The 15,259-nt window shown below is 46.6% G+C and carries 15 protein-coding genes; 12 read left to right on the top strand and 3 right to left on the bottom strand.

The genetic code is table 11. From position 1 onward, the window contains the following. Positions 1–5 precede the first annotated feature (5 nt). The 3 genes from NST40_RS27130 to NST40_RS27120 all read left to right on the top strand — a co-directional run bounded on the left by NST40_RS27130 (position 6) and on the right by NST40_RS27120 (position 3,458). A complete protein-coding gene (locus NST40_RS27130; protein ID WP_076128669.1) occupies positions 6–1,313 on the top strand; it encodes a sugar ABC transporter permease in 1,308 nt (435 codons plus the stop codon). Beyond that, complete coding sequence (locus tag NST40_RS27125; RefSeq protein ID WP_076128667.1) at positions 1,310–2,146, top strand: sugar ABC transporter permease; 837 nt, start codon at positions 1,310–1,312, stop codon at positions 2,144–2,146. Before NST40_RS27130 ends, NST40_RS27125 begins: the two co-directional genes overlap by 4 nt. A gap of 307 nt (positions 2,147–2,453) precedes the next feature. Further along, complete coding sequence (locus NST40_RS27120; protein ID WP_076128665.1) at positions 2,454–3,458, top strand: asparaginase; 1,005 nt, start codon at positions 2,454–2,456, stop codon at positions 3,456–3,458. Between the two features lie 131 nt (positions 3,459–3,589). Here the strand turns inward: NST40_RS27120 and NST40_RS27115 are convergent, their stop codons facing one another. Beyond that, the gene (locus tag NST40_RS27115; RefSeq protein ID WP_036680203.1) at positions 3,590–3,814 is read right to left on the bottom strand and encodes a DUF1128 domain-containing protein; all 225 of its coding nucleotides are present in this window, start codon (positions 3,812–3,814) and stop codon (positions 3,590–3,592) included. Positions 3,815–3,957: 143 nt separating this feature from the next. On the opposite strand from NST40_RS27115, the gene yyaC reads away from it, so the two are divergent. The 6 genes from yyaC to NST40_RS27085 all read left to right on the top strand — a co-directional run bounded on the left by yyaC (position 3,958) and on the right by NST40_RS27085 (position 11,771). Next, the gene (yyaC, locus tag NST40_RS27110; RefSeq protein ID WP_248549634.1) at positions 3,958–4,482 is read left to right on the top strand and encodes a spore protease YyaC; all 525 of its coding nucleotides are present in this window, start codon (positions 3,958–3,960) and stop codon (positions 4,480–4,482) included. 108 nt (positions 4,483–4,590) lie between these two features. Next, positions 4,591–5,397 carry an alpha/beta hydrolase gene (locus NST40_RS27105; RefSeq protein ID WP_076277154.1) on the top strand — a complete coding sequence of 269 codons (807 nt, stop codon included), beginning with the start codon at positions 4,591–4,593 and terminating at the stop codon, positions 5,395–5,397. A 195-nt stretch (positions 5,398–5,592) separates the two neighbouring features. After that, complete coding sequence (locus NST40_RS27100; protein WP_076128661.1) at positions 5,593–6,264, top strand: DUF6483 family protein; 672 nt, start codon at positions 5,593–5,595, stop codon at positions 6,262–6,264. Next, complete coding sequence (locus NST40_RS27095; RefSeq protein WP_256719029.1) at positions 6,264–7,082, top strand: PhzF family phenazine biosynthesis protein; 819 nt, start codon at positions 6,264–6,266, stop codon at positions 7,080–7,082. Before NST40_RS27100 ends, NST40_RS27095 begins: the two co-directional genes overlap by 1 nt. Before the next feature lie 88 nt (positions 7,083–7,170). Then, positions 7,171–8,361 carry an SAM-dependent methyltransferase gene (locus tag NST40_RS27090; RefSeq protein WP_076303094.1) on the top strand — a complete coding sequence of 397 codons (1,191 nt, stop codon included), beginning with the start codon at positions 7,171–7,173 and terminating at the stop codon, positions 8,359–8,361. An 830-nt stretch (positions 8,362–9,191) separates the two neighbouring features. Further along, positions 9,192–11,771 (top strand): O-antigen ligase family protein, encoded by a 2,580-nt coding sequence (locus NST40_RS27085; RefSeq protein WP_076277155.1) that lies wholly within the window; start codon positions 9,192–9,194, stop codon positions 11,769–11,771. On the opposite strand, the gene NST40_RS27080 is transcribed toward NST40_RS27085, so the two are convergent. Next, on the bottom strand, positions 11,760–12,416 hold the full coding sequence (locus NST40_RS27080; RefSeq protein ID WP_052097330.1) for an SdpI family protein: 657 nt from the start codon (positions 12,414–12,416) through the stop codon (positions 11,760–11,762). The two genes, NST40_RS27085 and NST40_RS27080, sit on opposite strands and share 12 nt — an antisense overlap. Continuing rightward, positions 12,416–12,754 carry an autorepressor SdpR family transcription factor gene (locus NST40_RS27075; RefSeq protein WP_076179758.1) on the bottom strand — a complete coding sequence of 113 codons (339 nt, stop codon included), beginning with the start codon at positions 12,752–12,754 and terminating at the stop codon, positions 12,416–12,418. Before NST40_RS27075 ends, NST40_RS27080 begins: the two co-directional genes overlap by 1 nt. 216 nt (positions 12,755–12,970) lie before the next feature. Between NST40_RS27075 and NST40_RS27070 the strand changes: the two genes are divergently transcribed. From NST40_RS27070 to NST40_RS27060, 3 genes are all read left to right on the top strand, one after another. Continuing rightward, positions 12,971–13,729, top strand: coding sequence for a glucose 1-dehydrogenase (locus NST40_RS27070; RefSeq protein WP_076219277.1), 759 nt, complete (start codon positions 12,971–12,973; stop codon positions 13,727–13,729). 350 nt (positions 13,730–14,079) lie between these two features. Continuing rightward, positions 14,080–14,694, top strand: a complete 615-nt coding sequence (locus NST40_RS27065; RefSeq protein ID WP_036680184.1) for a DedA family protein — start codon at positions 14,080–14,082, stop codon at positions 14,692–14,694. Beyond that, entirely contained in the window at positions 14,691–15,257 is a 567-nt protein-coding gene (locus NST40_RS27060) for a thioredoxin family protein (protein WP_076128653.1), read from the top strand. The genes NST40_RS27065 and NST40_RS27060 overlap by 4 nt, the downstream gene beginning before the upstream one ends. The last annotated feature ends 2 nt before the right edge of the window (positions 15,258–15,259 follow it).

Here is a 15,259-nt window from a genome sequence, read left to right as displayed (position 1 = left end):
TAACCATGAGGAAAAAAACAGGCGCAGCGCTACTCTCGGCTATTATTCCGGGACTGGGCCAGTTCTACAACCGGCAGTGGCTGAAAGGATTGGTATTCCTGCTGGTGGGGTCTGCTGGAATCTACTATATTGCTCATGATCTGATGGGACATTTGCATGGCTTAATTACGCTTGGTGAATTTCCAAGCCGTATGGTCAAGGTAGGCAAATTAACCCGGATGGTGGAAGGCGACCACTCCATTTTTATGATGATCAATGGTCTAATGGCATTGCTGGCGCTGCTCTTTTATACAGCTTTTCATTTACTGAACATCAGAGATGCATTCCTAGTTGGAGCTGCACGGGACCGGAAAGAGCCCATTCATTCATTCGCTGAATCGCTCAGAGCTATGGGGCGGAGGAATTTTGCCTATCTTGTCCTCGCGATTCCCTTTGTGGCCGTGGTTTTTCTGACGATATTACCACTTGTTTTTTCGGTGCTACTGGCGTTTACGAACTATGCCGACCCGATTTTACCGCCAGCACATCTGGTAGACTGGGTGGGTTTCGGTAATTTTAATAAAATGCTTAGTCTGGATGTCTGGAGTTCCACCTTCGGTGGAGTGCTGACTTGGACCTTGATCTGGGCGGTTATTGCTACTGCGACGACTTACATTGGAGGTGTGCTCATTGCAGTACTTATTCACCAGCCACGTGTCCGCTGCAAAAAGCTTTGGCGCACACTTCTGATCGTTCCATTCGCTATTCCCAATATGATTTCTCTGCTCGTCATGCGCAATATGTTCAATAATCAATTCGGACCGATCAATAGTTATTTAAGAGCCTTGGGACTGGAGGGTGTGGCCTGGCTAACCAATCCTTTCTGGGCTAAGGTCACTGTAATTCTGGCTAATATGTGGATCGGCATTCCGGTGACCATGATTCTGGCCTTTGGGGTGCTGACAACAATTCCGAAGGATATGTATGAAGCGGCAGAAGTAGACGGTGCTGGGTCATTTTATAAATTCCGCATGATTACGCTGCCCATGGTATTGTTCGCAACCGCACCTATCCTGATTATGCAGTTTGCCGGCAACATTAACAGCTTTAATGTCATTTATCTAATGACTAATGGAGAACCGGTTAATCCTAACTACCAGTACGCGGGCCACACTGACCTGCTGGTGACTTGGCTTTATAAACTGGCGCTGAACCAGTCACAGTACAGCTTTGCTTCTGTCATCGGGATTGTCATCTTCCTGATGGTCGCGACATTCTCCATCTGGAGCTACCGGCGGACGCGATCCTTTAAAGAGGAGGATATGATTGCATGAAGCTAAGACTGACGGAAGCGTTAAAAACGTTTGGAAGCCATTTATTGCTGATTGTGCTCAGTTTTATTAGTCTTTTCCCAGCCTTCTGGATTATTATGTCTTCGTTCAAAACAGGAAACAGTTTGTTCAGTGACTCATTGATTCCTAAGAATTTCACCTTTGTTCATTACAAGGAACTGTTTGAGCAAACTAAATATTTGTTATGGTTCATGAATACGCTAAAGATTGCGGCGTTGTCTACGCTGCTCGGCACCTTTTTGCTGCTGCTGACTTCGTACGCCATTTCTCGTTATCGATTTACGGGCAGAAAAACTACACTAACCACGCTCCTAGTTCTGCAGATGTTTCCGGGATTTATGGCTATGATAGCAGTTTACGTGCTGCTGAACACACTTGGGCTACTGAATTCTCATTGGGCACTTGTGCTCGTGTACAGCAGCGGTGCTATTATCACGAATGTTTTTGTGGCTAAAGGTTTTTTTGATACGATTCCTAAAAGCTTGGAAGATGCTGCGCGAATGGATGGGGCGAGTCATATGAAAGTATTTCTTTCTATCATGATCCCGTTATCTAAGCCGATGCTCACCTATGCCAGCCTTATGATTTTCAACGGCTGCTTTGTGGATTTTATATTCGCCGACCTTGTATTGCGTACGGAGGATACAAGAACGCTCGCCGTTGGGCTTTACCGGATGGTGAACCAAAGTAACTCAACCGAGTTTACGTTGTTCGCTGCCGGAGCGGTATTGGTCGCTCTCCCAGTCACGCTGCTGTTCATTTTCCTACAGCGTTTCTTGGTGGATGGCCTGACCGCAGGTGCAAGCAAAGGATAAGACGAACTGCGCTACCCTTGTGAGGCTACGCTGAATTCCATAAAAACCGCTTTCTACTCAGAGATCAAGGTTCTGAGAAGGAAGCGGTTTTTTATATTTTATCCGGTTTCTAAAATCTTCTTGGTGGGGACAGGATTGAAGAATAATGAAAATAGGAGTAGAATTCCTCATGGAACCAACACTTAAGGGAGTTTGTAGAGTACTCAAAAATCCCGGAGCTCGGGGTTATTTTCTAGCATTTATTAAATGTGAATACTAATAAGTCCTTGTGAGTTATAGAGCATCTAGTTAAAAGAGGAGAGAAATCATGGAAACCGTATTAGTACGAGAGTATCGGGCGGATTTGCTGGAATGTGTCCATAGTGGGCATATTGCCATCGTAGGAGAGAACGGAAATTTAAAGGGGTATGCAGGTGATCCGGAATTTGTATCGTTCACCCGTTCAGCTGCTAAACCCCTTCAGGCTATTCCAGGCGTACGTGGGGGGATTGTGGAGCATTACGGCTTTACACCCGCAGAGGTTGCCCTGATGACCGCCTCTCATCGGGGAGAGAGCTACCATGTAGCTGCGCTAGAGAGCATATCCTCCAAGATTGGCATCGATGAGCAACAAATGATCTGTGCAACGAGTTACCCGCTGGATTATTCCAGCAGGGAGAACGCCATTCGTGGTGCGGGCAAAAGAAAGTTCTATCATAACTGTGCGGGCAAGCACATGGGTATCTTATCTTACAGTAAGCTCAAAGGTTTGCCGCTTGAAGAATACTCACAGCCGGAGCAAACGGTGCAGCGTGAGATTATCGACACCATTGCTTATATGGCCGGTGTGGCCCCAGACAGTATCGGTTTAGGTACGGACGGATGCGGGCTGCCGGTATTTGCTCTGCCTCTGACCGCCTTGGCGACGGCCTATTTGAAATTAGCCAATCCGGATTTGATTGCAGATGAAGCTACTCGCAAAGCGGTTACTACTATTACAACGGCAATGAATGCTTATCCGGAGATGGTTTCTGGATCTGGTCGCCTTGATTCTATTCTTTTGGAAGATGATAATATTATTGCTAAGGGTGGATTTAAGGGTGTGTATTGCTTCGGCTTACGCCGTGAGCGACTGGGGATTGCCTTCAAGATTCTGGACGGGTCGGAAGAAGAGTGGGGACTTATTGTACAGGGAATTTTAAATCAAATTGGTTATAGTCAGAAAAATACCTTGGAAAAGCTGCGCAATGCATTTTCAGGCGTGATTTACAATGACGGGGGTACACGAGTAGGCCATGCGGATACTGAGTTCAAGCTTAATTTCATAAAGTAGGATCATATAAAAAGAGCCCTTCGACTACGAATCCATCTTCTGGATACACAGCGAAGGGCTTTTTTCTACGAGAAGCGGTGGTCATCTTTAAAGGACGGCAACATCGGTTCTTCTTGTAATAGGGAGAACTATTATTTATGACGTAGACGGCCGAGTTCGGAGACGAGTGCTTCCACCTGAGAAATACTCAGTCTGTCGCTGCCCATGGCTACCTCATAAACATCATAGATATCTTCATAATGATCTACTGAAAAAGCGGAGGCTTGCATCGCCGCGGCACTGGCCATTTTTAATTTGTTCTTGATAGCCTCGATCATATACTCAACATTTTCCTGACTAGGCTTTGTTAAATCCATTAGGTTAAAACATCCTCTCTGTATACTGATTCATGTATTTTACCATGTTTGGCAGGTTGACCACCATTTTTTTGTCGGGTTCACTGAAATCATGTTAAATTAAAGGCATGAGATCAAAAATATCATCGAAGGGAGGAAATGTATTGGCAATCAGAGAACAGGGAAGCGGAAAACGCATTAAAATGGACGATGCTGGATTAGTGTCCTTTTTCATGGAAATAGCTGCTCTGCATTCCGCCGAGGAAGTCACGTTCCTGTGCATTGGAACAGATCGGTCTACAGGAGATGCACTCGGTCCGCTGACGGGCAGCAAACTTGTGGAACATGGCTTCCGACATGTAATCGGTACGTTGCCGTCTCCTTGCGATGCAGATAATTTGGTGGCCAGAGTGGCTGAGATTCCCTCCGGGCATATTGTAGTTGCGGTAGATGCTTGTCTGGGTCCTCCGATCGCGCTTGGATATTACTTCGTTTCGAGTGAGCCACTGCAGCCTGCACAATCGGTGGGGGCAAATCTTCCAGCCGTAGGTCACTATAGTTTGGCGGCCGTTGTAGATATGAATGGCCCGAAACCCTATAGAACGTTGCAGACCACTCCACTGCATAGAGTGATGGTTATGGCAGAACATATCGCTATAGCGGCAGCAAAAGGATTCGGACTCCAGTAGTACCCATTGGGCACTTAAAAATAAGTTGTCCGTTTCAAGGCGGGCTGTTTTGCTTAATAATAGATATTAGACACATTATCTTAGTATTCTAGAAAGAGGGAAGCAGCCATGGAAAGAGTTCGTTGTGACGGAAGCAATATATGCTACAGTGATCAGGGGAAAGGCGAAGTTATTGTATTGCTGCATGGCTTTTGTGGAAGCGCTGAATATTGGGAACAAGTCATTCCTGTCTTAAGCAGCGGCTACCGAGTGATTGCTCCCGATTTACGTGGTCACGGAGCTTCGGAAGCTCCATTAGGACCTTATAGTATTGAACAAATGGCAGATGATGTTCTGGGTCTGTTAGATTCGCTGGAGATTGCTGAATGCATCATGCTTGGTCATTCGCTTGGCGGATATATTACGCTATCGTTTGCTCAGCGTTATGCTTCTCGATTGAAAGGCTTTGGATTAATTCATTCTACTGCTTATCCAGATAGTGAAGAAGCTAAGGAAAAACGACTGAAGAGTGTCAGCGCGATTCAAAATGAAGGGATTACTCCTTTCGTAGACAGCTTCGTACCAGGATTGTTTGCTGAAGCAACCCCTTCTACATCTCCACAGCTGCTGGAGCGCGCTAAAGAAATCGGCTACAAAACGCCTCCACAAGGAGCGGCAGGAGCTGCACTGGCGATGCGTGAGCGTCCAGATCGACGGGATGTAATTACGGCCACTACGTTGCCGGTATTGCTTGTTGCTGGCGAGCAGGATGGATTGATTCCTGCTGAACGAACCTTTACTGCGGATAAACCGAATATAACGCAAGCAACGATATCGGGTGTAGGCCACATGAGTCTTTTTGAAGCTCCTGAACGGTTAGCCGAGATCATAAAGGATTTTGTTCAGGCTTCCGTTTTAGACAATAGCCGCGTATAAAAAAAATATCTACAAAGAGGCAGCACGGCGCCATTATGGCGTGTGCTGCCTCTTTTTTTAAGGACTATCTAATGATCTGGTATTTTCCTTAACTGGCATAGAATTCGGCAATGGTTTAAGATAAATCAATAGAATAACTTAAGTGGTCTGAGTCCTGAATTTTTTGCTACCACAGTACGGAAAAGGAGGAATTGCATGTTTCGAAGAGACTATATTGTCCGGATGATCGAAGATATGACGGCGATGGTTGCCAAGGTATTTTCTCTGAAGCAGGAACGGAAGACGACAGAAGCTTTATGGGAAATCGATGAGCTGTTGAACCGGCATTTTCCGCTGAATTCACGTCTTTTAAATTCACTATCTGTAGAAGATATCATAGATATGTTTCGTTTTGGCGGTGTGGTTGAGTCCGATAAGCTTCAAGGTTTGGCCAAACTGCTGAAGGAAGAAGGCAGCATTTATGCGGCAAATGGCGATAAGGATGCAGCATTATTTAGAAGTATGAGAGCTTTACACTTATATTTGTACGCGGATCTTCATGGAGCAGACAGGGAGCTGCTGCATATGACTCAGGAAATTGATGAACTCTTGCAGGATGTGCAGGCCTATCGTCTCCCGTCTAAAACGGAGCGGCTACTGTTGGAGTATATGGAGTCGGTAGGACGATATAGTAAAGCGGAGGACAGCCTCTACCGGCTGTGGGAGCAAGGAGAAGATGTTGTAATAGAAGGGGATAAGCTGTACAATCGGCTGCTGCTCAAATCATCTGCAGAATTGGAACAAGGTGCCCTTCCTCTGGAGGAAGTAGAGCAGGGGTTAAAAGAGTGGGGCAGGGTAACAGCGATACGAAAGGAAGCAGGAACCTGATGAATACGATGAATATCCCTTTATATATTATCGATGCTTTTGCAGAACAGGCTTATTCAGGCAATCCTGCGGCGGTATGTTTACTGGAGCATCCCGTCGATGAAGGTTATATGCAGAAGACAGCAGCGGAAATGAACTTGTCAGAGACAGCTTTTCTCTGGCCAGAGGAAGAGGGATATCGCTTGCGATGGTTTACACCTAAAGTTGAGGTCAAGCTGTGTGGGCATGGGACTCTAGCAAGTGCGCATGTACTATGGGAGAGCGGATTGCTAGCGCCTGACATGGAAGCAAGGTTCTATACACGCAGTGGGTTGCTCAGAGCTTCTCGTTCAGGAGATTTGATCTCACTGTACTTCCCGCCTTATCAGCTTCAACCCTCTCCTGTAATTTCAGGTCTCGCAGCAGCACTTGGTATTGCAGAAGCCAATGTGGTGGAAACTATGCGATATGCTGACAATGTACTTGTACGACTGGATCAGGAAGCCCGGGTTCGCGAACTCAGCCCTGACTTCGGAGCTTTATCCGGGCTTGAAGGGAGAGGTTTCGCGGTTACCGCAGAAAGCTCTATCGAAGGTATTGATTGTATATCACGTTTTTTTGCGCCGAAGGTAGGAGTGAATGAGGATCCGGTAACAGGCTCAGCGCATACTGCATTGGCACCTTTTTGGGCGGATAGACTCAATCGTACGCAGTTGACCGCTTATCAAGCTTCGAAACGTGGAGGTTTGCTTCAGTTAGAGGTAAGTAAAGACGAGATTAAGATGTCTGGGCGAGCATTAACTATAGTTAGTGGAGAGCTGCATGTTAAGCCCTGCTAGAACAAGGAACGCCCCTTGTTAACACGTGATATAATGAACGATGATGGTTAGGAGACATAGATTCTCCATTTTTAATCCCGAAAGTGAGATGTGCGTTGTGGAATCTTTAACAGCTCTAATTGAACAACTAATTAATGACCGTACTTTGATTACGGCTACCCTAAGTCAAGTACGTTATAAAGGCGAAAATTGTACCAAAGTGCAGGTTAAACCTGTTGAACTAAAGGGGAAGCTGCATTATCAGTTTGCGTCCTATATTGGTACAAAGGTAGAACATCGCAACGTACCCGCAGAGTTAGCGGCGGAAGAAATATCTCTTTTATTTAGAGAAACGTATCGGCAAGGTTTGTTGTGTACAGTAGAAGCCGATTATCAGGTGCTTATTAGTAAGAAATTCAAAGTATCAATCCTAACCAAGTCTCCAAGTAAAAAGGAAGAGCCGGATCTAGCTCACAACCGTCGCAAACGTTATGTGCTGGAGGATGGAGAGCCTGTGCCATTTCTGGTGGAGCTTGGAATCATGAATAAAGAAGGTAAAGTGCTAGCCAAAAGATATGATAAGTTTCGGCAGATCAATCGTTTTCTGGAGATGGTAGAGGACGTGCTTGCCGATCTGCCAACAGGCCGACCGTTGACGATTGTGGATTTTGGCTGTGGAAAATCATATTTGACCTTTGCGCTGTATCACTATCTGACCGTTCGCAAGAAGCGGGAGCTTAATATCATTGGGTTAGATTTAAAAGCAGATGTGATTGAGCATTGTAACGAACTTGCTGCCAAAATCGGTTATGATCACTTGAAGTTCTTCGTGGGTGACATTGCCGAGTATAATGAGCTGGAGCAAGTGGACATGGTGATCACACTCCATGCTTGCGACACAGCTACCGATGCTGCCCTTGAAAAAGCAGTACGTTGGGGAGCGTCTGTTATTTTGTCCGTGCCTTGCTGCCAGCATGAATTATTCGCACAAATCGAAAATGAAGTAATGAGCCCTATGCTCTCGCATGGCATATTGAAAGAGCGTTTTTCCGCCTTGGCTACAGACGCCATTCGCGCCAAATTGCTCGACATGATGGGTTATAGTAGCCAGCTGCTGGAATTCATCGATCTGGAGAATACACCGAAGAACATTTTGATTCGTGCCGTTAAGAGCTCCGCCGGAGACAACTCCGTCAAATGGCGTGAATACACCGCATTCCGCGATTTTCTGGGAGCAAAACCCTACCTCGAACGCGTATGCGCCGATCTGCTTCCTACTGAGAGTTCGGTAGAAGGGTAGAGGATATTAAGGTAGAAAGCGTAGGACGGTAGGACTGTAGCATGGTAGAACGGTGACTGTAGAATGGGCACTTATAGGTGCAGCCTAATTCGATCAGTTGTCTTTTTACAACTATATAGCTTTTTTAATGGGAAATTGGATGGTGCAGCTAGTGTGATCTAATGGTTAGGACGGTACGGCTCGTGCGATCTAATGGTGAGTTGATTTAGTTGTACTTTGTGCAACTGGATATGCTCTGAAGCTGCGTTTTAGTGATTTAGTTGCACTTTGTACACTTAAAAACGAACAATACTCCGCATATGGCGGGATTCTCGAAAAACAGTTGCACAAAGTACAATTAAAGTGGAAGTAAGCGGCGAGAGCACGGGAATAGCTGCACTTTTTACAACTATATAGTTTTTTTGATGAGAATTAGGATGTTGCAGCTAGTGTGATCTAATGGTTAGGATGTTGCAGTGAGTGCGATCTAATGGTGAGTTGATTTAGTTGTACTTTATGCAATTAAATATGCTCTGAAGCTGCGTTTTAGTGATTTAGTTGCACTTTGTACACTTAAAAACGAACAATACTCCGCATATGGCGGGATTCTCGAAAAACAGTTGCACAAAGTACAATTAAAGTGGAAGTCAGCAGCGAAAGCACGGGAATAGCTGCACTTTTTACAACTATATAGCTTTTTTGATGAGAATTCGGATAGTGCAGCAAGTGTGATCTAATGGTTAGGACGGTGCGGCTCCTTTGTGGAGAGGTATCGTCTTTTTGCGTTCTAGTCTTGTAAAGGGGAAATGTGGAAAGGATATTGATAAATTAACGAATATAGGGGTATCTATATGTGGCGTTTTAAAAAAGACCGGAGTCTGGAATCATCAATCGCATATATTTGTGGAGCCTTAGTGATAGCAGCTGGGGTGGGTGCTTGTTTGTTGCGGGGATTGTTTTTTACTGAGGAGATGTATCCCTTTCTAACCTTATGGTTTGTGCTGTGTTGTGCATGCTCGCTTTATTATCTAGTTGGGGTTGGCGCATGGAGAAAAAGTGGGGGAGGAGTAGGTGCAGGTGCAGGTGCAGTAAGAGGTATTACAGGAGTTAGTGAAGTTAGTGGAGAAAATAAAGCCTTAAGAATATTATTAAGCGTCCCTTTAATTATTCTATCGCTTTATGTGATTCATTGGTTGCGCGGGCTGCTTTCCTCCCAGGGAACTATGAATGAAATGCTGCGGTGGGGCTTGTATGCTAGCTTTGCATTATTGGTTTGTTTTTGTGCGGTGAACCGGGTGGGGCGGCGGATTGTAAATGTAACTTGGTCTATGGCGGGTATGTTTTTGAGCATGAGCGCTTTGTTGGCTGTTTGTGGAGTGGTAAAGTTGCCTTTCGCTGTCGCCTACAGCAATTCATCGGAAGTGAGCGCCACAGGGGTTAGGTTAGCAGGATTGATGGAATATCCGAATGCTTTTGGTGCTGTGATGGCTGTTTTTCTGCTGGAACGGCTATTTATTGTTGCTGTTTATTACGGGGAGCCAAAAAAGAGCGTGAATATGTTGGGAGCAAGAAGTGTTGGGCTGGGGATGGAGTGCGCAGAAGCAGAACGGAGGAGCAAAGGGGCAGGAGGCGTGGAAGCGGAGCAGGGAAAAGCGGGAAGCACGACCGCCGCGCTGCTGCGCTTGCTGCCGCTGTTCCCGTACACCACCGCGCTGCTCCTCAGCGAGTCGCGCGGAGCATGGCTGACGGCGGCTTGCGCCTGCGCCGCCGTCTTGCTCTGGAAGCGGCAGCTAATCGCGCCGCTTCTTGCTGCTGGCGCCGCGCCCGTGGCCGCCGCGGCGCTACTCTACCGCCAACTGGCCCGTGCCGGGTTGGCGGTAGAGCCAGTGCCCGGCCTGCTGTTGCTGGCCGGGCTTTGGGCCGGCGCGCTGCTAGCCGGCCTGTGGCTGTGCCGCCGCCAGCGCAGCGCGGCGGGCACTGCCCGAGCCGCCATGCTGGCATTGGCGGCGGCGGGTTGGACGGCGGCCGGGATCGCCGTCCTCCTGCACGTGCGCGAGCGGATCACCGGACCGTCATCGACGGTATCCGCGCGCGGGCTGTTCTACCGCGACGCCTGGCGGCTAGCGGCAGAGGCACCTTGGCTGGGACGTGGGGGTGAGACTTGGCGGCATGCCTACCTTGCCGCCCAATCTCGCCCTTATGTAGGCAGCCAGGTGCATAATGGATACCTTGACATCCTGTTGAACTTAGGATTCGTTGGTCTTGCAGCCATACTCCTTATGCTGTTGGCAACAGGCTGGCTGCTGGCTACTAAATCGCCGCGGTTGCTGCCGCCGTTTCTGGTCATCGTCTTACACAGCGTCGTCGATTTTGACTGGAGCTACGGATTATTTTGGCTGCTGCTATTCTGGCTGCCAGCGCTTGCTCTGGCTGAGGATAAGCAGAAACATCAATCTGCGCCAACCCACCCTCAGTCTGAGACCAAGCTGCCAATTCAATCCACATCTACGAACCCGCTCACCAATGTCACTATACCAGCGAATCCGCTAATCGCTCACTCCACATCTACGAACCCGTTCACCAATGTCTCTACACTAGCGAATCCGCTAATTGCTCACTCCACATCTACGAACCCGCTCACCAATGTCTCTACACCAGCGAATCCGCTAATCGCTCAATCCACATCTACGAACCCGCTCACCAATGTCACTACACCAGCGAATCCGCTAATCGCTCACTCCACATCTACGAACCCGCTCACCAATGTCACTACACCTACGAATCCGCTAATCGCTTACCCCACACCCAAGAAATCGCCCCAAATCCGCCTTCGCCAACTAATCGGAACTACGGTATGTTGTTTTTCGCTTCTGCTGGGGGTGCTATCTTTTCACGCCGCTCAAGGAGAGAAGTTCTATCGACAAGCGATTATGTCGGTGGATCCTTCGGTGAAGGTAGAGTTGCTACAGCAATCGCTGGGTTGGAATCCCCGGTCACCTCGAACGGTTATAGCATTATCTAGGCTGCTCTCGGGTGAACAGAGCGTGAGTCTGCTTCGGCAGAGTTTGTTGTATTCTCCCGAGAATGCCAGCTTAAGCTGGGAGCTGGCTGAACGATGGATGAGCAGTGACCATCCGGGGGCAGCGTTATATTGGATAGACCAGAGCTTTAGGCTGGATAAGTACAACAATGCCAAGTGGGTGAAGGCGATTGAAGGGATGCTTCTTATGGGGCAAAAAAAGCTTGCAGAAGGAAATCGAAAGGAAGGCCTAGTCTGCGTCGCCTCTGGGAATGAACTTCTTCTGGAATATAGAAGGTTGGCAGAAGAGGAGGCTAATAAAGGAGGGCAACATAATGATCGTGAGTTCCAAATGACAGAACAAGCCGACGACTTGAGTCGACGGCTTAGTATGTTGGCTTTACGATTTTAGCGGACGTGAAATCATCCAGGAGTAGAGAATGGGCACGATAATTGCAAGTACGAGTGCCGTAATAATAAGAAGCTGAGACAAGGCTCCGCTCAAAAAGGCTCCTGCAAAAATAAGTAGGCCACCGATCATCCACATTATCCCGGATAGACGATGTGTTTTTCGCCATACCTCGGGGTTGGCGAGCGTCCAGGCTGTACGAACCCCAAACAAGTAATTATCTTTTACCTGTGGCATGTAGTTGCCAAGAGCAATAAACATTATTCCAACAGCGCCTATGGCGATCTTCCCAACATTTATATCTTTACCTAGACCGTAAGCAATCGACAGCACCAGCATTAGATTAAAAAGCATCCCAATAGCAAGTCTGCTCATGGCATAGGCATTTTCGAATTTTTTGTAATTGTCCCGCTTAGGGTCGATGCTGCGTGTGAACTGCATGATCAGCGGGAGCACAATGCCTAAGATTCCGAACACAAAAATAGCTATATTTTTGTCCCAGTATCTGTTGACCTTACCCGTAATTCCAAATTGTGCCGGTAACTCCTGCGGAAGCTTGCTGTAATTGATCAGAGCGTAGGCTAATGTAGCTAAACCTAATATTACGATGAGGGTATCCTGCCATCTCCATTTGAAATCTTTCATCATTAATCCGCCTCCTTTTTGGAATCGATATCCTGATGTTGCTGCTTTCCGTCCAGTGATTTACTCTCCGTCTCCGTTTGCTTACCTGTCCCAGTGAGCTCCAATAACCAACCGAGAACCTCTTCGAGGACTGTTGTGTTTAGCGAGTACATAATAAATTGTCCTTTTCGCTCATCCTGTACAAGATCGGCATGCTTCAGCGCATTCAGATGGTGAGAAATGCTTGGCTTAGACATGTTGAAAAAATCTGCGATTTCACCTGCGGTTCGATCTTTCTCCCTTAGTAACCGAATGATTTGGCGACGGGTAGGGTCAGCTAGTGCTTTAAAGGATTCATTCATATTCCACCCTGCCTTTCGATATTTAAATAATTATCTAAATATATAATAGCTCTTTGCTTTGATAGCTGTCAATGCAGTATTCACTTAGCAATAGCGTGTGTAAAAGTGTCACTGAATCTTTAAAATTAAGGACCGTTCAAAGCCTCCTCCTGCTCATACTAACGAAGGGCATGCATTCCTTGATGCACCGAACATACGATGCAGAGGAGCGGATATATGATACTAACCAATAAAGTCGCAGTTGTTACGGGTGCAGGATCGGGGATTGGAGAAGCGATTGCTCTGCTTTTTGCCCGACAGGGTGCTAAAGTGATTGCTGCGGACATCCATCTGGCGAATGTAGAAGCGGTAGCCAAAAAGGCGGAAAAGGGTGAGGGACACGGAGTCGTCTACCCCGTAAAGGCTGATGTCTCGAAGGAAGAGGACACACAGCGAATGATTGATGCCGCAACCACACAGTTCGGAGGCCTTCATATCCTTGTTAATAATGCCGGAATTATGGATAAAATGACGCCAGCTCACGAGATCACTGATGACTTGTGGGAACAGGTGCTTGCGGTCAACGTAACCGGTCCGATGAGAGCCATTCGTAAGGTTTTGCCGATTTTTATGGCGCAGGAAAGCGGATGTATCATCAATGTAGCCTCTATTGGCGGCTTAGCGGGCTCACGTGCGGGAGTGGCTTATACTTCCTCTAAGCATGCTGTAATCGGGATGACCAAAAATATAGGATTTCAATACACTAAGCTTGGAATTCGCTGTAATGCCATAGCACCGGGCGGGGTAAAGACAAATATTGATCTGTCTGATCCAAGTCCTTTTGGGAGTCAAAAAGCGGGCGAAGGTATGGCGTCGATGCCACGGACAGGGGAGAGCAGTGAGATTGCTTCAGTAGCTTTATTTTTAGCTTCAGATGCTGCAAGCTTTTTGAATGGATCGGTGATAACGGCGGATGCCGGCTGGATGGCTTATTGATTGAGCGCAGATAAAAAGGTGTTCATTTTCCCTTTATTGGTGGAATTTGTTCATCTTTTTTGTTTATGCCTATTACTCAAACTCTTTTTAAGTATGGATTGGAAGATGGAAGCTGCTTGCCGCGTAAGTAGAAGTGATAAGGTTGCTTGTGCTAGAATAGGCTAAGAGAAACTGGAAAATATAGCAGAGCGGCAAAGCTTTTAAAAATATAAGAAAGTATAAGATTAGTATCTATGCTTTTATGTTCTTATATTTCACTCGCTTAAACGCTTAGTGTCTTATAAAGATGCCAAAGGCGATTAGCTTGATACATGTAGCCATATTCTGCGGAAAAGGGAGGAGGAGCACGTTTGCATTTTATTTCTGATCTGATCTCGACATTATTTGAATGGATTCAGAGTCTTGGTTATTTTGGGATTATGATCGGACTGATGATTGAAGTTATTCCTAGTGAAATTGTATTGGCTTTCGGTGGTTTCTTGGTATGGAGTGGAGATATTAATTTTTTTGGCGCAGTATTGTTTGGTACGATAGGCGGAGTGATTGCCCAGATCTTTGTATATTGGATTGGCCGTTATGGGGGCAGGCCTGTACTGGAGAAATACGGGAAATATATTCTTATCCAAAAAAAGCATATTGATCATTCGGAAGAGTGGTTCAATAAATATGGGACAGGCGTAATCTTTACGGCACGCTTTATTCCCGTTGTTCGCCATGCCATTTCCGTTCCAGCGGGGATTTCTCGTATGCCTTTAGGTAAGTTCACTTTATTGACTACACTTGCTGTTATTCCATGGAGTGCTTTGTTCGTATATCTCGGTATGACATTGGGGAATAAGTGGGAAGATATTGACGAGGTAGCAGCTAAGTATACCAACGAAATTATTCTCGTAGCGTTAGCACTAATCATCATTTATTTTGTGTATAAGTGGTTTAAATCCAAGAAGAGGGGGACTGCAAAATGAAACCGAATGTAGCTCATAAATTTGGAAAAGGTCTTACACCGCGCCAATTTGTAGAAAGCATGACGAAGAACCAGCAGGCTTTTGAATCCTGGTATGAGAAGTTTTCTTGGGAAGATGAGAGTGACAAGGAATTTTTTGAAAGCCTGAACCATCGTGATGATTTGCGGGTACTTATCCTTGCCGCTGATTGGTGTGGAGATGTAGTTCGTAATGTCCCTGCGGTATTCCGTATTTTGGAGACTGCCGGAATGAAGACAGAGGTATTCATTTTGGAGGAGAACCAGGAGCTTATGGATGAATTCTTGACCATGGGCGGAAGATCTGTTCCGATTGTGATCTTTGCAGATACCGGCGGATATGTGCTTGGACATTGGGGTCCTCGTCCAGAGCATGTGCAGAGCCTAATGAGAGAGTTCAAACGTGAGAATCCTGATCGCGAGGCCGCTGATTACGACAGCAAAATCGCAGAAGTACGTAAGGCTATGGGGCAAGCTTATGGGGAAGGAACGGAATCACAGGCAGTTATCGCAAAAGAGCTGCGAAGTCTGATTTCCGGATTCTAGAC

The sequence above is a fragment of the Paenibacillus sp. FSL R10-2778 genome (assembly GCF_038593035.1).
Lineage (GTDB): Bacteria > Bacillota > Bacilli > Paenibacillales > Paenibacillaceae > Paenibacillus_AQ > Paenibacillus_AQ odorifer.
Note: the sequence above shows the minus strand (reverse complement) of the source record. Positions and strands in the feature narration are given on the sequence as shown.